17 protein-coding genes are annotated in these 18,929 nt (G+C 58.8%); 10 read left to right on the top strand and 7 right to left on the bottom strand.

Features of this window, described 5'->3' with window-relative positions; all coding sequences use genetic code 11:
- The first annotated feature begins 87 nt into the window (after positions 1-87).
- Positions 88-1,047, top strand: coding sequence for a sulfate adenylyltransferase subunit CysD (gene cysD, locus NH344_RS07545; protein WP_172416297.1), 960 nt, complete (start codon positions 88-90; stop codon positions 1,045-1,047).
- The gene (cysN, locus tag NH344_RS07550) at positions 1,047-2,492 is read left to right on the top strand and encodes a sulfate adenylyltransferase subunit CysN (protein WP_253027719.1); all 1,446 of its coding nucleotides are present in this window, start codon (positions 1,047-1,049) and stop codon (positions 2,490-2,492) included. The genes cysD and cysN overlap by 1 nt, the downstream gene beginning before the upstream one ends.
- A 140-nt stretch (positions 2,493-2,632) precedes the next feature.
- On the opposite strand, the gene NH344_RS07555 is transcribed toward cysN, so the two are convergent.
- From NH344_RS07555 to NH344_RS07565, 3 genes are read right to left on the bottom strand one after another with little or no spacing between them, the layout of a single operon-like run.
- The gene (locus NH344_RS07555; protein ID WP_089674822.1) at positions 2,633-3,448 is read right to left on the bottom strand and encodes a substrate-binding domain-containing protein; all 816 of its coding nucleotides are present in this window, start codon (positions 3,446-3,448) and stop codon (positions 2,633-2,635) included.
- A 39-nt stretch (positions 3,449-3,487) separates the two neighbouring features.
- The gene (locus tag NH344_RS07560) at positions 3,488-4,222 is read right to left on the bottom strand and encodes an ATP-binding cassette domain-containing protein (protein ID WP_213262937.1); all 735 of its coding nucleotides are present in this window, start codon (positions 4,220-4,222) and stop codon (positions 3,488-3,490) included.
- On the bottom strand, positions 4,219-4,923 hold the full coding sequence (locus NH344_RS07565) for an ABC transporter permease (RefSeq protein ID WP_228168665.1): 705 nt from the start codon (positions 4,921-4,923) through the stop codon (positions 4,219-4,221). Before NH344_RS07565 ends, NH344_RS07560 begins: the two co-directional genes overlap by 4 nt.
- Positions 4,924-5,091: 168 nt before the next feature.
- Between NH344_RS07565 and NH344_RS07570 the strand changes: the two genes are divergently transcribed.
- From NH344_RS07570 to NH344_RS07585, 4 genes are all read left to right on the top strand, one after another.
- The gene (locus NH344_RS07570) at positions 5,092-5,973 is read left to right on the top strand and encodes a helix-turn-helix transcriptional regulator (RefSeq protein WP_253027720.1); all 882 of its coding nucleotides are present in this window, start codon (positions 5,092-5,094) and stop codon (positions 5,971-5,973) included.
- Between the two features lie 121 nt (positions 5,974-6,094).
- The gene (locus NH344_RS07575) at positions 6,095-6,658 is read left to right on the top strand and encodes a type 1 glutamine amidotransferase domain-containing protein (protein ID WP_044629063.1); all 564 of its coding nucleotides are present in this window, start codon (positions 6,095-6,097) and stop codon (positions 6,656-6,658) included.
- Positions 6,658-7,776: a phosphatase domain-containing protein gene (locus tag NH344_RS07580; RefSeq protein WP_137093458.1), complete on the top strand. Its 1,119-nt coding sequence runs from the start codon at positions 6,658-6,660 to the stop codon at positions 7,774-7,776. Before NH344_RS07575 ends, NH344_RS07580 begins: the two co-directional genes overlap by 1 nt.
- Positions 7,777-7,850: 74 nt before the next feature.
- Complete coding sequence (locus NH344_RS07585) at positions 7,851-8,525, top strand: zinc metallopeptidase (RefSeq protein ID WP_253027721.1); 675 nt, start codon at positions 7,851-7,853, stop codon at positions 8,523-8,525.
- 84 nt (positions 8,526-8,609) lie between these two features.
- Here NH344_RS07585 and cmoB read toward each other — a convergent pair whose 3' ends face one another.
- Both cmoB and cmoA read right to left on the bottom strand, forming a co-directional pair.
- Entirely contained in the window at positions 8,610-9,620 is a 1,011-nt protein-coding gene (cmoB, locus tag NH344_RS07590; RefSeq protein WP_253027722.1) for a tRNA 5-methoxyuridine(34)/uridine 5-oxyacetic acid(34) synthase CmoB, read from the bottom strand.
- A gap of 1 nt (position 9,621) precedes the next feature.
- Positions 9,622-10,365: a carboxy-S-adenosyl-L-methionine synthase CmoA gene (gene cmoA / locus NH344_RS07595; RefSeq protein WP_253027723.1), complete on the bottom strand. Its 744-nt coding sequence runs from the start codon at positions 10,363-10,365 to the stop codon at positions 9,622-9,624.
- 114 nt (positions 10,366-10,479) lie between these two features.
- On the opposite strand from cmoA, the gene pgi reads away from it, so the two are divergent.
- The 4 genes from pgi (at position 10,480) to serB (ending at position 17,445) form a co-directional block, all read left to right on the top strand.
- Positions 10,480-12,183: a glucose-6-phosphate isomerase gene (gene pgi / locus NH344_RS07600; protein ID WP_253027724.1), complete on the top strand. Its 1,704-nt coding sequence runs from the start codon at positions 10,480-10,482 to the stop codon at positions 12,181-12,183.
- A 183-nt stretch (positions 12,184-12,366) separates the two neighbouring features.
- On the top strand, positions 12,367-14,262 hold the full coding sequence (parE, locus tag NH344_RS07605; RefSeq protein WP_253027725.1) for a DNA topoisomerase IV subunit B: 1,896 nt from the start codon (positions 12,367-12,369) through the stop codon (positions 14,260-14,262).
- 6 nt (positions 14,263-14,268) lie between these two features.
- The gene (gene parC / locus NH344_RS07610) at positions 14,269-16,521 is read left to right on the top strand and encodes a DNA topoisomerase IV subunit A (protein WP_253027726.1); all 2,253 of its coding nucleotides are present in this window, start codon (positions 14,269-14,271) and stop codon (positions 16,519-16,521) included.
- A gap of 3 nt (positions 16,522-16,524) precedes the next feature.
- The gene (gene serB, locus NH344_RS07615) at positions 16,525-17,445 is read left to right on the top strand and encodes a phosphoserine phosphatase SerB (RefSeq protein WP_044629071.1); all 921 of its coding nucleotides are present in this window, start codon (positions 16,525-16,527) and stop codon (positions 17,443-17,445) included.
- A gap of 53 nt (positions 17,446-17,498) precedes the next feature.
- Here the strand turns inward: serB and NH344_RS07620 are convergent, their stop codons facing one another.
- A complete protein-coding gene (locus NH344_RS07620) occupies positions 17,499-18,335 on the bottom strand; it encodes a DUF6694 family lipoprotein (protein ID WP_330165775.1) in 837 nt (278 codons plus the stop codon).
- A gap of 186 nt (positions 18,336-18,521) precedes the next feature.
- Positions 18,522-18,908, bottom strand: coding sequence for a Na+/H+ antiporter subunit G (locus tag NH344_RS07625; protein ID WP_044629073.1), 387 nt, complete (start codon positions 18,906-18,908; stop codon positions 18,522-18,524).
- Between the last annotated feature and the right edge of the window lie 21 nt (positions 18,909-18,929).

Below are 18,929 nucleotides of genomic sequence, written 5' to 3' on the forward strand. Positions count from 1 at the left end.
AAGATAGTTATTAATTCTTTTGGGTTATTATTGGCATAGCGTTACCCTACCCATAAAAGCAAGCACCGTTTTGTGAGGGAGTAGGTAATGAACCAGTTTTCTGCGCCGTCGGCGGCGACGCAAGAGGTGCCTATTGCACCGGATGCCGCCCGACTGACCCACCTGAAGCAGCTCGAAGCCGAGTCGATCCATATCATCCGGGAAGTGGCGGCTGAGTTCAGCAACCCGGTGATGATGTACTCCATCGGTAAAGACTCCTCGGTGATGCTGCACCTAGCGCGTAAAGCCTTTTACCCTGGCACGCCGCCGTTTCCGTTGATGCACGTGGACACCACCTGGAAATTCCGCGAAATGATCGCTTTCCGCGACCGTATGGCGGAAGAGGCGGGCATGGAGCTGATTGTGCACACCAACGAAGAGGGGCGGGCAGCTAACATCAACCCCTTTGATCACGGTAGCGCGAAGTATACTGACATTATGAAAACCCAGGCGCTCAAGCAGGCGCTGGATAAGTATGGGTTTGATGCTGCCTTCGGCGGTGCGCGTCGTGACGAAGAAGCCTCCCGTGCCAAAGAGCGCGTCTACTCCTTCCGCGACAAGTACCACCGTTGGGATCCCAAAAATCAGCGCCCTGAGCTTTGGAACGTCTATAACGCCAAGGTCAATAAAGGCGAATCGATTCGCGTCTTCCCGCTTTCCAACTGGACCGAGCTGGATATTTGGCAGTACATCTACCTTGAGTCGATTCCGATTGTGCCGCTGTACTACTCCGCCAAACGTCCTGTGGTTGAGCGCGACGGTATGCAGATCATGGTAGACGATGACCGCCTTCCTTTAGCCCCAGGCGAGGTGCCGGAGGAGAAGTGGGTACGTTTTAGAACCCTGGGCTGCTACCCGCTCACCGGCGCGGTGGAATCCACGGCAGCAACGCTACCGGAAATTATCCAAGAGATGCTGTTGACCAAAACCAGTGAGCGCAGCGGCCGTGCCATCGACCACGATCAGGCCGGCTCCATGGAGAAGAAAAAGCGTGAGGGGTACTTCTAATGGCGCACCAATCAACATTAATTGCCGATAACATCGAGCAATACCTGCACGAGCACGAAAACAAGGATCTGCTGCGCTTTATTACCTGTGGTAGCGTCGACGATGGTAAATCTACGCTCATCGGGCGGATGCTTCACGACTCCAAGATGATCTTTGAAGATCAGCTGGCGGCGATCACCAAGGCCTCTAAAACCAGCGGCACTACAGGGGATGCGGTGGATCTTGCGTTGTTGGTAGACGGCCTGCAATCGGAGCGCGAGCAGGGCATCACCATCGATGTGGCCTACCGTTTCTTCTCGACGGAGAAGCGCAAGTTCATCATTGCCGACACCCCTGGGCACGAGCAGTACACCCGTAACATGGCGACCGGTGCCTCCACCGCAAGCTTGGCGATTATTCTGATCGACGCGCGCTACGGCGTGCAGACCCAGACACGCCGCCACAGCTTCATTGCCGACCTACTGGGCATTCAGCACTTGGTGATTGCGGTCAATAAGATGGATTTGGTGGGCTTCTCAGAAGCGCGCTTTAACGAGATTGTCGAGGAGTACCGGGCGTTCGCTAAGAACCTGAAAGCCCCGGATATCCGCTTCGTGCCGATATCAGCACTCAACGGCGACAACGTAGTCAACCCCAGCGAGCAAACGCCCTGGTACTTTGACGATAGTCAGCGCTACGAAGGCAAAACGCTGATTGAGCTGCTGGAAAGCGTCGAAATCAGCCGCGATCAAAACCTCACCGACCTGCGTTTGCCGGTACAGTACGTTAACCGCCCCAACCTGGATTTCCGCGGCTATTGCGGCACCCTGGCGGCCGGTGTCCTGCGCCCAGGGCAAGCGGTGAAGGTCCTGCCTTCCGGTAAAACGTCCCGCGTGGCACGCGTGGTCACCTTTGATGGCGATTTAGACGCGGCGTATCCAGGCCAAGCGATTACCGTCACTCTGGAAGATGAGATTGATATCTCCCGTGGCGACTGGATCGTGAGCGCCGATGCTGAAATTCCGCTCTCTAACGTGTTCAACGCTGATATCGTGTGGATGCATGAAGACGCTCTCACGCCCGGCAAGCTCTACGACATCAAGCTCGCCACCCGCGACTTAGCGGGGCAGGTGAGTGCCATTGAGTACCAGATCGACGTTAATACGCTGGAAAAGCACGCTACCGATTCACTGGGGCTGAACGCCATCGCCCGCTGCGAGGTGGAGTTAACGGCGTCCATTCCGGTAGACGACTACCGTACTAGCCCGGGTACCGGCAGTTTTATCGTGATTGACCGTTTGACCAATGTGACGGTAGGTGCCGGTATGATTCGCGGCGTGGCTAACGCCCGTGAACAGGCCGCTACCACCGATTGGGCCGCCTTTGAGCGTGACCTGAACGCGCTGGTACGCAAGCACTTCCCCCATTGGGAAGCGAAGGATGTTCGCGAATTGCTAAGCCGCTGAGCTGACGTCGCGTTATCTAAATCATAATCCTAAAATTATAGCCATAAAACAAGGCCTGCTGCACTTGGTGCAGCAGGCCTTGTTGCGTTTGCCTCAGTGGCGGTGTATGCCAATACCGCCAAAGGCTCTTCTGCAAAAGACTACTTGGCGTTAGGGAAAAACAGCTGTTGGCCGCCTACCTCGAAGTCAGCAATCGCCTGCTGACCCTCCTCAGAGACGAGCCACTGGTGCCACTGAGCGGCTAAATCATGCTTTAAGTGCGGGTGGCGTTCTTCCGAGAGCAGCAGGCTGCCGTACTGGTTAAACAGCGCTTCGTCACCTTCGAACAGCAGCGTGAGGTTTTGCGGATTATCGAACGCGACCCAGGTGGCGCGGTCGGTAAAGGTGTAGGCGTCCATACCCGCAGCGGTGTTTAGGGTCGGGCCCATGCCACTGCCCAGCTCGCGGTACCAGTCGCCTTGGGGTGTCACGCCCGCATCTTCCCACAAACGCAGTTCGGCGCGGTTCGTGCCGCTGTCATCGCCTCGTGAGGCAAATGGTGACCCGCTCTCGGCGATACGCGCAAAGGCGTCTGCCACGCTCTCGCTGTCGCTAATGCCTGCCGGGTCGTCGCTGGGGCCTACGATCACGAAGTCGTTATACATGACGTCTAAACGCTCCGTGGCGTAACCGTCCGCCACGAACTGCTCCTCGCCTGCCGTATCGTGTACCAGTAGGCTGTCAGCATCACCACGGCGGCCGATCTCAAATGCTTGCCCGGTGCCGACGGCCACCACGCGCACGTCGATGCCGGTGGCCTCGGTGAACGTGGGGATAATGGCATCGAACAGCCCTGAGTTCTCGGTGGACGTCGTGGAGGCGAGGGTAATGAAGTCGTCATCCGCGAGTGGCGAAGCACTCCAGGCCAAGGCGGTCGTGCATACGCTGGCGGTGATAAGCGTGGTCGTTGTCTTCACGGTCTGCTCCTTTGGGTGTTGTTCAACGCTGATTGGGGGTCACCAAACCAGTTCGCCCCGGATAAACGCCCTGGCCTGCGAGGAGGTCGGGGTGTCGAAAAATCGCTCGGCGCTGGTGTGCTCCAGCACCTGGCCGCCGTACATAAACAGCACATCGTCGGCGAGCCGCTTCGCCTGATGCAGGTCGTGGGTCGTCATGACGATGCGCGTGCCGCTTTGGTGAAACTCGTTCACGGCATCTTCCACCGCCTTAATGGCGGCGGGATCAAGGGCGGAGGTGGGTTCATCCAAAAACAGCACGGAAGGGGTTAACAGCCAAGCGCGGGCCAGGGTGAGCCGCTGCTGCTCGCCGCCAGACAGCACCCGCGCGGGGCGCTTGGCCAGAGCTGCTAAGCCGAACTTCTCCAGTGCCTGCCAGGCGAGTGCTTTACGCTCCCGGCGAGGCACGCGTTTGACGGCCAGGGCGTAGATCAGATTATCGATCACCGAGCGACGCAGCAGCACCGGTCGCTGAAACACCATGGCCTGCACGGGAGGTGCGCCTTCCCAGCTAACGTGGCCGCTGCTAGGGCGGAGTAGACCGTGAGCCAAACGCATGAACAGACTTTTACCCGCCCCGTTAGGCCCCATGATCAGCGTGCGCTGACAGCCAGACAGCGTGAGCGTGGTGGGCACCAACAAGGCGTGACCACGATGGGTAAAGCTTGCCTGCTGAAAGTGCAGGGCTGGCACATCGGCCATTGAGGTGAAAGAGGAGGTGAGCGGTGCGTTCATCCTAACCGCCTCTTGGCCGCTTCACTGACCGCATGGGCCAGCGCATTAATGAGGGTGACCAGCGTCAGCAGTACGATGCCTAGCCCGAGCGCCAGGGGAAGATCCCCCTTGCTGGTCTCCAGCACGATGCTGGTGGTCATCACCCGAGTCACGCCGTCGATATTGCCGCCGACGATCATCACCGCGCCCACTTCGGCGCTGGCCCGGCCAAAGCCCGCTAGAATCACCGTCAGCAGGCCAAAGCGCGCATCCCACAGTAGGGTGGGCATCATGCGTAGCTGGGTCAGCCCCAGCGAACGTAGCTGCTCGGCGTACTCATGGTGCAGGGCTTCCACCTGCTGGCGCGTCAGCGCAGCGATAATGGGAAACACTAGGATGACTTGAGCAATTACCATGGCACTGGGCGTGAACAGCAGCCCAAACGAGCCTAGTGGTCCTGCCCGGGAGAGCAGCAAATAGACACATAGCCCCGCCACGACCGGCGGTAGCCCCATCAGTGCATTGAGTACGACGATCAGTCCGTTACGTCCAGGAAAACGCCATAGGGCGAGCGCCGCTCCCACTGGCAGCGCCAAGGCGCTGGCGATTAGCACGGCGACCAGCGACACCTGTAAAGAGAGCACCACGATGTCGATCAAATCTGAGTCCATGCCCAGAATCAGCGCGAGCGCCGTATAAAAAGGGTTATCACTTGCTGACATAAGTACCTGATGTAGAAGCGTTGGGTCGCGCACATGCCAGTGCGATGGCCACGGAAGAAACGGGTGAGCAAAGTGTATTCAGTAGGCTGCATAGTGTACGTTTACTTGATGTTATGCATTGGCTACTGAAATATATGCAGCCATACGCAGCTAAATGCAGGGTGAGCGATGCCAAACGACTATTTGACTACCGCTGAGGTGGCGGATTATCTGCGTTTGAAAGAGCGCAAGGTGTACGACCTGGTGCGTCAGGGCCATATCCCCTGCAGCCGTGCGACGGGAAAGCTGCTGTTTCCTCGACAGCATATTGATATGTGGGTGCTTAGCCACTTGGAAGGCGACCAGGCGCAGCGGCAGCCGCCTCCGCCGGTATTGGCGGGCAGCCAAGACCCGCTGCTGGAGTGGGCTGTGCGAGAGAGCGGGAGTGACTTGGCCTCGTTGTGTCAAGGCAGTGGCGACGGCGTGCGCCGCTTGCTGAAAGGCAGGGCGATGCTAGCGGGGATCCATCTGCTCGACGCGGCTTCTGGGCGCTATAACGAACCTGCTGCGTTGGGCCTAGGCGGAGTGCGCGATCTGATCGTGCTGCACTGGGCCACGCGCCGCCAGGGGCTACTCTTGGCGCCGGGGAATCCATTGGACATTCGGACGGTGGGCGACATTGCCAAGCGCAAAGCCATGCTTGCCCACCGCCAGCCGGGCGCAGGGGCCGCGCAGCTCATGAACTGCTTGCTGCAGCAGGCGGGCGTTGCGCCCGAAGCGCTGAGATGGGCGGCCCATCCCGCGCTCAGCGAAGACGACTTAGCGCTGACTATTGCCCAAGGTGAAGCCGATGTTGGGCTGGGGATGGAGTCTGCCGCGCAACGCCAGCAGCTGGACTTTATCCCGCTGGTGGAGGAGTCGTTTGATCTGGTGATGCATCGTCGCAGCTACTTTGAGCCTGCCGTCCAAGCCTTGTTTGAATTTGCCAGAGAGCCCCGGTTTGCCCAGCGTGCGAGTACGCTAAGGGGGTATGATGTGAGCCAGCTAGGTCGCGTGTTGTACAACGCTTAAGCGCGTAGCGACTAGTCTGATTCGGTCTCTACGCTTGACGATTGTATAAGATGCGCCACACTGGAGAGGTGTTGTAGACGTAACCTCATCACGAAAAGATCATCACGAAAAGGAGAGCACGATGAATCAAGCACTGAATGGTAAACGTGTTGCTATTTTAGCCACCGACGGTTTTGAAGAGTCCGAGCTGAGCGTACCTCGCGCGGCGCTCCAAAAAGAGGGTGTTGAAGTGCATATTGTCTCGCCGGAAGGCAAGGGCATTCGCGCTTGGGCAGAAACCGACTGGGGCGATACCTACGAGGCCGACAAGGCACTGGCAGACGTTAGCGAGTCCGACTACCACGCCCTGGTACTCCCCGGCGGCCTGTTCAACCCTGACGAGTTGCGCCTGAACGAAGATGCCCTGAGCTTTGTAAAAGCGTTCTTCCAGGCGGGCAAGCCCGTCGCCGCCATTTGCCACGCGCCGTGGATTTTGATTAACGCTGGCGTGGTCGAAGGGCGCAAGATGACCTCCGTGCTGAGTGTCGCCCAAGACCTGCGCAATGCCGGTGTGAACTGGGTGGATGAGCCGGTAGTGGTCGACAGTGGCCTCGTGACCAGCCGCACACCCAAAGACCTGGATGCCTTCAACGCCAAGCTGCTGGAAGAGCTGCAGGAAGGGCGCCACTCGGGTCAGCACGCTTAATGGCGTGGTATCACCAGTGGGCAAGCTTTGCCAAAAGGCTTGCCCACGTTGTTGCAAAACCGATGAAGCGGGACAGTGGCCGCAGCGGGATGATGGTGCACCCCTACCGCGGTTACGGTTCCCAGCGGGAAATCTTTGTGATGGGCCGGGTGTTCCGCCAAGCGGCACTCGGCCGTGCCATTCCTAGGCGGGGCATGCTGCGTGATACGGCCGATGTGGCCCGGCGTGTTTTCCGTCGTGGGCTGTCCGGTGCCAAAGTAGAGATCCGCGTGGGTGATAACGAGCTGTGCATGACCACCGACCGAGATGGCTACTTTGATGCCCACCTGCCGATTAGTACGCCTTTGCCGGTCGATGTTTCCTGGCATCGCGCTGATATTTTGGTACATGCCAAGGGGCACCCTCCGATTCGTACCAGCGTAGAAGTGTATGTACCGCCCCCGGAAGCGGACCTACTGGTCATCAGCGATATCGACGATACGGTGATGTTCACCGGCGTGGCGGAAAAGCTCAAAATGCTTTACCGACTGTTTGTGCGCAAGCCTCACCGACGGACGGCGTTTCCCGGTGTAGCATCGCTCTATCAGGCGCTTTACCGTGGGCAGACCGAAAAGGCCGAGCGGCCGATTCTTTATGTCTCCCGTGGCCCTTGGGCCATTTATGAAATGTTGGAAGCTTTCTTCCAAATCAACCGGATTCCAGTGGGTCCTATTCTGTTTTTACGGGAGTGGGGGATCTCCTGGCGCAAGCCTTGGCCCCGTCGAGCGGAGGATCATAAGCGTGACCTGATCGACCGCATGTTGGCGCTGTATGATGACATGCCCTGCATTTTGATTGGCGATAGCGGCCAGCATGATCCAGAAGTCTACACGGAGGTCGTTAAAGCTTATCCGGATCGGATCAAAGCGATTTATATTCGCCGCGTCGACAGCGACCCCCAGCGGGAAGCCGCCATTCAGCGTCTGCGCGATGAGTTAGCCCATACCGATTGTGAGCTGGTCTTGGCCGTAGATAGCATTTTGATGGCAGAGCATGCCCACGCTAAAGGCTATATCTCCGCACGCGGGCTGCAAGCGGTTCAGCGCGACGTCGAAGCCCATCGTAACGAGCCTGACTAAGCTGTGTTCCCCCCGCCTTTCGTGGTAAAAATGAGCGTTGATGTCTCTCTTACTTGGCGGGTTCCGGTGTTGTGATGCTCATCCTCTTAATTGTGCTGGCGTTGGCTATTTTTGTGCTGCCCAACCTATGGGCAAAATGGGTATTAAAGCGCCATACCCGAGGGCGTGATGATTACCCAGGTACCGGTGCGGAATTGGCCAAACATCTGCTGCGCCGTATGGGTGTGGAGGGAGTGCGAGTAGAACGCACCGAGCAGGGCGACCACTACGATCCCGAAGCCCGTTGTGTGCGCTTGGCGCCTGATCACTACGATGGCCGTTCGCTCACGGCAGTCACCGTTGCTGCCCATGAGGTGGGCCATGCCATTCAGCACCATGAGGGTTATGCGCCGCTGCTGGCCCGTAGCCGTTTGGTGCGAGTGGCTCAAAAAGCAGAAAAGCTGGGGGCTATTTTAATGATGGCCGCGCCGTTTCTGTTCCTGCTGACGCGGCTACCTGGTGGACTTGCGATGATTATCGTTATGGCGGTGATTAGCTTCGGCACCGCCGCGCTGGTGCATCTGGTCACGCTGCCGGTGGAGTTCGATGCTAGCTTTAACCGTGCGCTGCCACTGCTAAAAGAGTACGTGCCCCCCTACGACATGCCCGGTGCCCGCCACGTGCTCACCGCCTGCGCCTTTACCTATGTGGCCGCGTCGCTAGCCAGCGTGATGAACCTGGGCCGCTGGCTGGTGATTTTAAGGCGCTGATTTAAAAATACTGATTTAAAAGTACTGGTTTAAAAGTACTGGTTTAAAAGTACTGGTTTAAAAGTGCTGGGCGTCCATCACTCACTATTCCGGCTTGTTTGCCAGAATCACCGCGCGGCGTGGGGCAGGGTAGCCTTCAATGGTGCGGGTGCGGTCATTTGGGTCGAGGAAGTCCGCCAGCGACTGATAGGTCATCCACTCGGTGGAACGCTGCTCGTCCAGCGTGGTGACTGCTTCATCCACTACGCGCACGTTGGTGAAGCCGCAGCGCTCCAGCCAGTGGCACAGGGCTTTGGAGGAGGGCAGAAAGTAGACGTTGGGCATCGCGGCGTAGCGCTCGCCGGGCACGAACACGGTTTGCTCATCGCCTTCTACCACCAGCGTTTCCAGCACCAGCTCGCCGCCGGGGGCCAGCGCGCCTTTTAGCTGTTGCAGGTGCTCAAGGGGCGAAGGGCGGTGGTACAGCACGCCCATGGAGAACACCGTGTCGAAGAAGCCCAGGTTTTCCGGCACGTCCTCGATACCCACTGGCAGAAACTGTGTGCGGCCTTCATCGGCGTTGCCGACAAAGTGGCGCACCGCCTGAAACTGCCAGTAAAAGCGTGGCGAAGGGTCAATCACCAACACGAAAGCCGCGCCTGCGCCTGCCATCCGCCAGGCGTGGTAGCCGCTGCCACCGCCCACGTCCAGCACTTTGCGGTACTTCAACGGCGCGAGATGCGGCGCGACGCGTTGCCATTTCCAGTCAGAGCGCCACTCGGTGTCGATTTCGATACCACCCAGGTTGAACGGTCCTTTACGCCACGGGGCCAGCTTGCGCAGCAGATTGAAGCACTGGCGCTGCTGGCTGTCGGTGAGATCGATGTCTACCGTCAGCGTGTCGCTGTTTAGATCCACACGGCGCTCTTCCGGCAATGGCGGCAGCTTGGCCACGGCTTTTTCCCAGGCGGAGAGGTCGCCGTGGCGCTGGCGGTCCAGCCCGCTGGCGAGATGATCGGGGAGTTTAGCCAGCCACGGCGTCAGCGAGGCATCCTGGGCGGCTTGGTCCAGAAACGCTTGATACAGCACGCGGTGATCGTCGGGGAGTAGCGCCACCTTAACCCTCCTTGAAAGCGATCAGCGAGGTGAAGTTCAGGTACTGGAACCAGGTCATGGAGCGGGGAAAGCCCGCCAGCGACAAACGCTCGTGCAGTGCATCCAGCGTGTCAGGAATCAGCACGTTCTCAAGCGCGGTGCGCTTTTGACTGATCTCCATATCGCTGTAGCCGTTAGCACGCTTGAAGTCGTGATAGCGTTCGACCCGCCAAGCGTTATCGCGCTCGTCGGCATCGACGGTCTTTTCCGACAAGATCAGCACGCCGCCGGGCTCGAGCGTGTCGTAAAGCCGCTTGAGCAGGGCATCTCGGTCGGCGGGAGGCAGAAACTGCAGCGTGAAGTTGAGAATGATCATCCCCGAAGGCGCGTACGCGTAGGTACGAATATCGGCTTCTTCCACCTGCATGGAGTGCTCGGGGCACTCATCGAGAAAGGTCTGCTTGGCTCGGGCGGCCATGGCCGGGGAAAGGTCGATACCGGTATAGCGGAACGCATCGGCGGGCAGCGCGCCTGCCAGGGCGAGTCCGGATGCGCCCAGCGAGCAGCCCAGATCATAAACATGGGCGCCGTGGCGCAGATGGCGTTTGGCAATCAGGCTCAGCATACCCAGAATTTGGCCGTAGCCGGGCACCGAGCGGCGGATCATATCGGGGAAGCACGCGACCACCTGTTCATCAAAGGAGAACCTAGCCACCTTGTCTAGGGGTGTTGAAAAGATAGCGTCGCGGTAAGATGCATCACTCATGGGCAAGCCAGGATGGTTAATGAGGCTGCGTAGTTTACGCGCCCTTGTTAATACAGAACAGACCTGATGAACACAGATTCCTGCCTCACGGAACGACGCCACAGGAGAAGGCACATGGCTTCAGCAACAGCAACTCCCGATACGCTACCCGCTTGGCAAACGCTCTCACAGCACGCCCAGGCGCTTAAACATGTCCACTTGAAAAACCTGTTTGGGGATGACCCTGGCCGTTGGCAGCACTTTACGCGTCAGGTGGCGGGGCTCACTCTCGATCTTTCCAAGCAGCGTTGGGACGACGATACGCTGGAGCATCTGCTGGCGCTGGCCCAAGAGGCGGGAGTGCCCGGGGCCATCGAGGCGCTGCTGAGCGGTAAGCGGGTGAACGTCAGTGAGAACCGCCCAGCGCTGCATACTGCGCTGCGTTTGCCCGCAGATGCCCACTTGGAAGTCGAGGGTGAAGATATTGTGGGGGCCGTGCATGACAGCTTGGCGCAGATGGAGCGGCTGGTGCAGCGGCTACACGCAGGCCAGTGGCGCGGAGCCACCGGCAAGCCCATCCGCCACGTAGTGAATTTGGGGGTGGGAGGTTCGGATTTAGGGCCGCTGATGGTTACCCATGCCCTCGCGGATTACCGCCCCAGTGATATTCACCCGGTGGAGGTGCATTTTGCCTCCACGATGGATGGCTCCCAACTGGCGGACTACCTCAGCCGGTTCAACCCTGAAACCACGCTGTTTGTGCTCTCGTCTAAGTCGTTCACCACCATTGATACGCTCTCCAACGCCAACACGGCCCGCGACTGGCTCATCGGGCGGCTTACACAGCACGCCGACCTGCCAGAAGCCAGCCCCCATGCCAAACCGATCAGCGCAGAGCTGATTGTGCGCCAGCACTTTATTGGTGTATCGGCCAGCCCTGACAAGATGAGCGAGTGGGGGATTACCCCGGACCACCAGCTGATGTTCTGGGAGTGGGTCGGCGGGCGCTACTCGCTGTGGGGCACCATTGGGCTGCCGATTGCGTTGGTAATTGGCATGGAGAACTTCCGCGAACTGTTGGCGGGCGCCCATGCCATGGATAGCCACTTCCGCGATGCACCGCTGGAGGACAATCTGCCGGTGTTACTGGGCTTGGCAGGTATCTGGAACGTTAACTTTTTGGATATTCGCGCTCACTCGATTCTGCCCTACGACGGGCGGCTTGAGTACTTTGCCGCCTATCTTGAGCAGTTGGAGATGGAGTCCAATGGCAAATCGGTGACGCGCCAGGGCCAAGCGGTGAACTACTCCACCTGCCCGGTGCTGTGGGGCCAGTTGGGCCCTAATGCCCAGCATGCGTTTTATCAACTGCTTCACCAGGGCACGCAGCCGGTGGTGTGCGATTTTATCGCGCCGCTTAAGCGTTACGATGAGGTCGAAAATCTGGATACCCGCCGCCATTTGAAGTCGCAGCATCGCTTGGCGCTGGCCAACTGTTTTGCCCAGTCCCGTGTGCTGATGTTGGGCGACGATGCGCTGGAAGAGGATGGCCCTCGCCCCGAACACAAGCGCTACCGGGGTAATCAGCCCTCTTCAACGGTGCTGCTGGATAAGCTCACGCCTGCCACGCTAGGGTCGTTGATAGCGCTGTATGAACACAAAGTCTTCGTGCAGGCCGTGATTTGGGACATTAACCCCTTTGACCAGTGGGGCGTCGAGCTAGGCAAGCAGATTGCCACCGATACCCAGGCAATTATCGACGGGGAAGGTGATATTGGCCGCATGGACGCCTCTAGCCGCGGGCTGATTGAAGCGTTTTGGGCCGCAGAGCAGCAGTAGGACGCCCAACTCATATGGCTGGATATACAGCTTTTTGCTTTTCCGCTATCCTGTGTACCTTTATGCGCGGTCTCTTCCGGTGTGCCTCTCGCGTTGATAGGACTAGTGACTGCCTTTGTACGGCACCCAACCAGGCCGCCTGTGCGCTTTTGTTCAGTACGTTTTTTCAGGAACCGACGTTACATGACCCAGTTTGATGCCTCCCAGTACGGCGCGAGTTCGATCGAGGTTCTCTCAGGCCTCGAGCCGGTGCGAAAGCGTCCCGGTATGTATACCGATACCTCACGTCCCAATCACCTCGCCCAAGAGGTCATCGACAACAGTGTCGACGAGGCGCTGGCGGGTCATGCTTCGAGCATCAGCGTGGTGCTTCACAGCGACGGAGCCATCGAAGTCCAGGATAACGGCCGCGGCATGCCGATCGACCTGCACCCGGAACACGGCGTCTCCGGGGTCGAGCTCATCCTGACCAAGCTTCACGCGGGCGGTAAGTTCTCCTCGACGAGCTACCGGTTCTCGGGTGGCCTTCACGGCGTGGGCGTCTCGGTGGTCAATGCGCTGTCTCGACGGTTGGAAGTCGAAGTGACCCGCGACGGTGCCCGCCACGCCATTGCCTTCGAGCACGGCGAAAAGGTCGAAGAGCTGCATGAAATCGGCAAAGCCGCCAAACGTGCCACCGGCACCCTGGTACGCTTCTGGCCCGACGAAAGCTACTTCGACAGCCCGAAGCTCGCGCTATCCAAACTGAAGCACCTGCTGCGCGCCAAAGCGGTGCTTTGCCCAGGGCTCTCGGTCACCCTGGTCGAGCCGGATGGCACCAAAACCGAGTGGGCCTACGCCGATGGCCTGCGCGACTATCTGGCCGAAGCCACCGATGGCTATGAGGTGCTGCCCAAGGAGCCGTTTGTAGGCCACTTCAGTGACGACGAGCACGGCGTGGACTGGGCCATTCAGTGGCTGCCGGAAGGTGGCGAGGCGCTCCTCGAAAGTTACGTCAACCTCATTCCCACGCCCCAGGGTGGCACCCACGTCAATGGTTTTCGGTCCGGCCTGCTAGACGCTCTGCGGGAGTTCTGTGAATACCGCAGCCTGCTGCCCCGTGGCATCAAGCTCACCGCCGATGATTTGTGGGAGCGTGCTTCCTTCGTGCTTTCGGTGAAAATGCTTGACCCACAGTTTGCCGGCCAAACGAAAGAGCGACTTTCTTCGCGCACCATTGCCGGGTTTGTATCAGGCGTGGTGAAAGACGCCTTCTCGCTGTGGCTGAATCATCATATCGAGCAGGCCGAGCAGCTAGCGGAGATGGTGATCAGCGCAGCCCAGCAGCGTCAGAAGAAATCGAAGAAGGTCGCGCGGAAGAAAGTGACCTCCGGCCCGGCACTGCCCGGCAAACTGGCGGACTGCTCTGGCCAGGACCCAGCGCTGAGTGAGCTGTTTTTGGTAGAAGGTGACTCGGCAGGCGGCAGTGCCAAGCAGGCGCGTAATCGCGACACCCAAGCCATCCTGCCTCTGCGCGGGAAGATCCTCAATACGTGGGAAGTCGAAACCCACGATATCTATGGCTCTCAAGAAGTTCACGACATTGCCGTGGCGATTGGTGCTGACCCGGGCAGCGCCGACCTCGAAAAGCTGCGCTATCACAAGATCTGCATCCTCGCGGATGCCGACTCCGACGGGCTGCATATCGCCACGCTGCTCTGCGCGCTGTTCGTCAAACACTTCCCCGCCCTTGTCGATGCCGGGCATGTCTTCGTTGCCATGCCGCCGCTGTACCGGATTGATCTGGGGAAAGAGGTGCATTACGCCCTGGATGAGAGCGAGAAAGCCGCCATTTTGAAACAGTTAGCGAAAAAACGCGGCACGCCCAACGTCCAGCGCTTCAAGGGCCTGGGTGAAATGAGCCCGCTACAGCTGCGCGAAACCACCATGGCCGTGGAAACCCGCCGTCTCGTTCAGCTCACGCTGGACGAAGGAGATGGCACTCTGGAAATGATGGACATGCTGCTCGCCAAAAAGCGCGCCAGCGACCGTAAAAAGTGGTTAGAAGATTACGGCAACCTCGCAGACATAGAGGTATAACCCCCGATGACCATGGATATTCAGGTAGCGGAGGGCGACGTCGAGCGTCTGTCCCTACGCGATTACACCGAAAAAGCGTACCTCGACTACTCGATGTACGTCATTCTAGACCGCGCCTTACCCAACATTGGCGATGGCATGAAGCCCGTTCAGCGGCGGATCATCTACGCCATGCGCGAGCTGGCGCTGCATGCCAATGCCAAGTACAAAAAGTCGGCGCGTACCGTCGGTGACGTACTGGGTAAGTTTCACCCCCACGGAGACAGCGCCTGTTACGAAGCCATGGTGTTGATGGCGCAGTCGTTCAGCTACCGCTACCCGCTGGTGGATGGCCAGGGTAACTGGGGTAGTCCCGACGACCCGAAATCCTTCGCGGCGATGCGCTACACCGAGGCCAAGCTCTCCAAATTTGCCGAAGTGCTGCTCAGCGAGCTGGGCCAGGGCACCGTGGAGTGGGCGCCGAACTTCGATGGCACCATGCAAGAGCCTGTAGTACTGCCCGCGCGGTTGCCCCACGTGCTGCTCAACGGCGGCACCGGTATTGCGGTGGGCATGGCGACCGATATTCCGCCCCATAACGTCTCGGAAGTGGTGGAAGCCACTTGCCACCTGCTGCGTCATCCCGAGGCCACCACGACGGATTTGATGGCGTTCGTGCCTGCACCGGATTTCCCGACGGATGCAGAAATCATCACGCCGAAAGCGGATCTGCGTAAGCTCTATGAGACTGGCCGAGGCTCGGTCAAATTACGCGCCCGCTATGTACGTGAAGACGCCAATATCGTCATTACTGCCGTGCCTTATCAGGTCAGCGGTGCCAAAGTATTGGAGCAAATCGCCGCGCAAATGCAGGCGAAAAAGCTGCCTATGGTGGCCGACCTGCGCGATGAATCGACCCATGAAGAGCCGACCCGCTTGGTGATTGAGCCACGTTCGAGCCGTGTGGATGTCGAAGCGCTGATGGCGCACCTGTTTGCCACTACGGATCTGGAAAAGAACGTGCGGGTGAACATGAACGTGATCGGCCTAGATGGCCGCCCACGGGTGATGCCGCTGACCGATATGCTGGGTGAGTGGCTGCGGTTTCGCCGTGCCACCGTGCGTCGCCGCCTTGAGCACCGTTTAGGCAAAGTGGAAGATCGCCTGCATATTTTAGAAGGCCTACTGACCGCTTACCTGAATATTGATGAGGTGATCCGCATCATCCGCGAAGAGGATGAGCCCAAGCCTGCCCTGATGAGCGCCTTTGGCCTGACCGAGCGTCAGGCTGAAGCGATCCTTGAACTGCGTCTGCGCCATCTTGCCAAGCTGGAAGAGATGAAGATTCGCGGCGAGCAGGATGAGCTGGAAAAAGAGCGTAAAACCCTGCAGGGGCTGCTGGGTAGCGAAGCCAAGCTCACCACGCTGATCGAGAAAGAGATCCGCGCAGCGGGTAAAGAGCACGGCGACGAACGCCGTTCGCCGCTGGTGGAGCGCAGCGAGGCTAAAGCGCTCTCCGAGGTGGAGTTGCTAGGTGCCGACCCGATTACCGTCGTGCTGTCGGATAAAGGCTGGATTCGTGCTGCCAAAGGCCACGATATCGACCCCGAAGGGCTCTCCTACAAAGCGGGGGATCGTTTCCGACTAGCCGCTCGGGGTAAAACCAACCAGCCGCTGGTGCTGCTGGACGATACAGGCCGCGCCTATACCCTGGCGGCGCACAATTTACCCAGCGCCCGAGGGCAGGGAGAGCCGGTAACCGGTCGGGTGAACGTGGCAGGGGGGGCGCAGATGGCGGGTCTGATGCTCGCGCCGCCCACCCAACGCTATCTTCTGGCCAGCGACGGCGGCTATGGGTTTGTGGCCCAGCTCGAAGCGCTCACCGGCAAAAACAAAGCGGGTAAAGCCGTGCTCAGCGTGCCGAAAGGCTGCAGCGTCATGCCGCCCGTGGAGGTGCCGGAAGGCGAATCGCTGTGGGTGGCGTCGGTCTCCAACGAAGGGCGGCTGCTGCTCTTCCCGCTGGACCAGCTGCCCGAGATGGCCAAGGGCAAGGGCAACAAGATGCTCGATATCCCCGGCCCCCGGGCGGCGCGGCGCGAAGAGTTCCTGCGTGATATCGCCATTGTGCCGGAAGGCGGAGAGCTGATCATTCATGCGGGTAAGCGCAAACTGACCCTCAAGGCGGATGATCTCGCGTATTATCGTGGGGAGCGTGGCAGAAGGGGCAGCAAGCTGCCGCGTGGTTTCCAAAAAGTTGATCGTTTAGAAGCAGGGGAGTAACGGATGGCACGCGGGGATGTTCTGTTAACCGTATTGGCACCGCGCTTAACGGCGGATATTGAGTCGCACATGGCCGCGCTGATGGCGCAGTTTGGCCTGCAGGAAGAGCACCGTCAGCGGCTTGCCGATACGGAAAAAGGCGAGCCTATCGACTGTGTGGAGCTGCACTTGAGCGGCGCATCCAGTGAATTAACCTCCCTTCGCCATGCGGCGCTGGAGCTGAGTGAAACCCTCGGTGTGGATATGGTGGTCCAACGGAACCAGCGGGGCGGTGCCGCACCCCGTTTGGTCTGTTTTGATATGGACTCCACGTTGATTAAAGCGGAAGTGATTGATGAGCTGGCGCGCCGTCACGGGGTAGGCGACGAGGTGGCGGAAGTCACCGAGCGCGCCATGCGCGGCGAGCTGGATTTTAAGGCCAGCTTCCGCGAGCGTATGAGCAAGCTGGAAGGCCTGGATGAGTCGGTATTGGCGAATATTGCTACAGAACTGCCGCTGATGGATGGCGTTGAGCGTCTGATGGCGAACCTGAAACGTTTGGGGTTCCGTACGGTTATTTTATCCGGCGGTTTTACCTACTTTGCCCGTTACCTGCAGGAGCGGCTTGGGTTTGATGAAATCCACGCCAACGAGCTGGTGATTGAGAATGGCAAAGTTACCGGTGCGGTCCATGAGCCAATTGTCGATGCCGAGCGTAAAGCCGCGCTACTGCAGCAAATTGCCGAGCGGGAAGGGGTAGCCTTAGCGCAAACCGTCGCCGTAGGTGATGGGGCGAACGACCTGAAGATGTTGGCGAAAGCTGGCCTAGGCGTGGCGTTCCGCGCTAAACCCCTCGTGCGTGCCGAAGCGCGTCAGGCGATCTCCGTGGCAGGGCTGGATGGCGTGCTGTATCTGCTGGGCTACGGTGAAGCCGACTTGATTTAACCACCGTGTACTCACCTAGTAAGCAAACGGCGGTGCTAAGCACCGCCGTTTGCTTAATTCGCCGCTCTTTGCGGATTTACTCCGCCATATTCAGCGCGCAGTTCCTCAAGCCGCTCGGCCTCGTTATCGGTTAACGCGGGGGCATCCCATAGCGGTTCACCTTCGCTATTGTTAACCCCGAGCAGTGTTAGTGTCAGTGCGGCATTACGCGGTATTTGATCGTTGCCCCAGGGGCCAAAACGGTTAGGGGCGAGGCTCCAGGTGGCGCTTTCCCCTGGCGCTAGGCCGCCGGAAATAACGTAGTAGAATGTTTCATCCACCCAGGCCACCTCGCGGTTAGGGCTTTTCAGTACGCCGTGCAGCATGAGCTCTGCAACCGCGTGTTCAGAGCCGTTCGTCACCGTTAGCTCAATCACCGGTTCCAGTGCGCCGTAGGGGCTGGTGCTGATGTAGTAACGCGCATTATCAATGCTGATTTGCGCTAAATGCTCTTGGGCGCGCTGGGCGCTGTCCTGTTTGGCTTCTAGCCGGTTAAGCGTGCGCAGTGCTTGCTCCCGCTCTCGTGCACGCCGCTGGCGCAGCATCTCGTCAGCGCGCTCAATAATTTCGTCGCCCGTTAGCCCGTGCATATAGGCATTAGCCGATTCAGCAATTTCAGCAGCGTTCATGCGTTGGGGGTTAAAGAGATCGATACCGTTAAACGATGACATGGCTATGATCTTCAGCGCGGTATCAAACTCGTCGCGCTTATAGGTGGGCAGCGACTCACGCACTTTCTCGATTGAGACCACCGCTGCAGGCATGGAACTCGTATCGACTTTCGGGTCGGAGCAGCCTACGAGTACCAAGGCGGATAATGAAAGTGCAGATAGCCTGAGTAGGCTCCACATAGATGTACCTCACCACAAAAAATCAATCGGCAAGAGCTTACCGGAAAGTGGCATCCGCCACTACTTTCTCTTGAGAGCAGATCATGCGTGAGGCTGACACTTTTGGTGCTCGCTCAGCGGTTTAGCATAGCGGGCAATAAAAAGCGCTGGCGGTTGCCAGCGCTTGAGAAAATAGGGCAGCGAAGCTTAGCCGTGCCCTTTGTCCGGGTGAGGTACCGGCTTTTCGCCGACCTCTTCAGGGCGCAACTCGACCGGTTTGCCCTGGGTTTTTTGGCTGTGCTTTAACTGCATATGCAAGCCGGTTTTGGCCAGCAGGTGAGCGCTTACTGGGGCGGTAATAAACAGGAACAGCGTAATCAGCAGCTCTTGGATATCCGGCTTACCATCGGCGCTCCAAAAATACCCCATGGAAGCAATCAGCATGCAGCCGATGCCCAACGTAGTGGCTTTAGTAGGGCCGTGTAGGCGCATATAGAAATCGCGCAGGTGTGCCATGCCTAGCGAGCCTATAAACACAAACACGCCTCCCGCTATTAACAGTAGGGAAATCAGCGCTTCAACTAAGAATGGCATAAACGCACCTCATTAATCGGG

This window comes from Halomonas sp. Ps84H-12, assembly GCF_024124725.1.
GTDB classification, from domain to species: domain Bacteria; phylum Pseudomonadota; class Gammaproteobacteria; order Pseudomonadales; family Halomonadaceae; genus Vreelandella; species Vreelandella aquamarina.

Bases quoted from the DNA above. Each gene is read 5' to 3' on its own strand.
- cysD (WP_172416297.1), top strand. From the start codon at position 88: ATGAACCAGTTTTCTGCGCCGTCGGCGGCGACGCAAGAGGTGCCTATT.
- cysN (WP_253027719.1), top strand. From the start codon at position 1,047: ATGGCGCACCAATCAACATTAATTGCCGATAACATCGAGCAATACCTG.
- NH344_RS07560 (WP_213262937.1), bottom strand. From the start codon at position 4,222: ATGAACGCACCGCTCACCTCCTCTTTCACCTCAATGGCCGATGTGCCA.
- NH344_RS07565 (WP_228168665.1), bottom strand. From the start codon at position 4,923: ATGTCAGCAAGTGATAACCCTTTTTATACGGCGCTCGCGCTGATTCTG.
- NH344_RS07570 (WP_253027720.1), top strand. From the start codon at position 5,092: ATGCCAAACGACTATTTGACTACCGCTGAGGTGGCGGATTATCTGCGT.
- NH344_RS07575 (WP_044629063.1), top strand. From the start codon at position 6,095: ATGAATCAAGCACTGAATGGTAAACGTGTTGCTATTTTAGCCACCGAC.
- NH344_RS07580 (WP_137093458.1), top strand. From the start codon at position 6,658: ATGGCGTGGTATCACCAGTGGGCAAGCTTTGCCAAAAGGCTTGCCCAC.
- NH344_RS07585 (WP_253027721.1), top strand. From the start codon at position 7,851: ATGCTCATCCTCTTAATTGTGCTGGCGTTGGCTATTTTTGTGCTGCCC.
- cmoA (WP_253027723.1), bottom strand. From the start codon at position 10,365: ATGAGTGATGCATCTTACCGCGACGCTATCTTTTCAACACCCCTAGAC.
- pgi (WP_253027724.1), top strand. From the start codon at position 10,480: ATGGCTTCAGCAACAGCAACTCCCGATACGCTACCCGCTTGGCAAACG.
- parE (WP_253027725.1), top strand. From the start codon at position 12,367: ATGACCCAGTTTGATGCCTCCCAGTACGGCGCGAGTTCGATCGAGGTT.
- parC (WP_253027726.1), top strand. From the start codon at position 14,269: ATGACCATGGATATTCAGGTAGCGGAGGGCGACGTCGAGCGTCTGTCC.
- serB (WP_044629071.1), top strand. From the start codon at position 16,525: ATGGCACGCGGGGATGTTCTGTTAACCGTATTGGCACCGCGCTTAACG.
- NH344_RS07620 (WP_330165775.1), bottom strand. From the start codon at position 18,335: ATGTGGAGCCTACTCAGGCTATCTGCACTTTCATTATCCGCCTTGGTA.
- NH344_RS07625 (WP_044629073.1), bottom strand. From the start codon at position 18,908: ATGCCATTCTTAGTTGAAGCGCTGATTTCCCTACTGTTAATAGCGGGA.